Annotated in this window: 1 protein-coding gene; it reads left to right on the top strand. The window is 74.8% G+C overall.

All coding sequences use genetic code 11. The annotated features are described in order from the left end of the window. Nucleotides 1–250: 250 nt before the first annotated feature. A partial coding sequence (locus AC1DY2_RS20500; RefSeq protein ID WP_476764084.1) for an Ada metal-binding domain-containing protein occupies nt 251–555 on the top strand: 305 nt, incomplete at its 3' end.

Raw genomic sequence — 555 nt, 5'->3', positions numbered from 1 at the left:
GGTGACGGATGCCCCGAGGGCGTCCCGGAGGCGGTCGAGCAGGTCCTGGGGCATCCCTCCACGCTAGCCTCAACGGCCGGCTGACCGGCGACGCGGCCATGTCCGATTCCCGCCGGTCGATGTCGGCCGTGCGTGCGAGGCTGGATGCATGACGCCCCATCCCGCCACCATCGCGAGCCCGGCCCGCACCGTCGGACGCGCCGCCGCCGACCCGCTCGCCGACCCGGTGTTCGCCGAGCGCTACCGGGCGATGCAGGCCCGCGACGCACGGTTCGACGGCCAGTTCATCACCGGCGTGCACTCCACCGGCATCTACTGCCGCCCGAGCTGCCCGGCCGTCGCGCCGAAGCCGTCGAACGTGAGCTTCTACCTCACCGCCGCCGCCGCACACGAGGCGGGGCTGCGCGCCTGCAAGCGGTGCCTGCCCGATGCGGTGCCCGGGTCCCCTCAGTGGGACCTCCGCGACGACCTCGCGGCGCGTGCCATGCGGCTCATCGCCGACGGCATCGTCGAGCGCGAGGGCGTGCCGGGCCTCGCGGCACGCCTCGGCTACAC

The organism is Agromyces sp. P1_H4, assembly GCF_056405255.1.
This window is presented reverse-complemented; position numbering and strand designations above follow the sequence as displayed.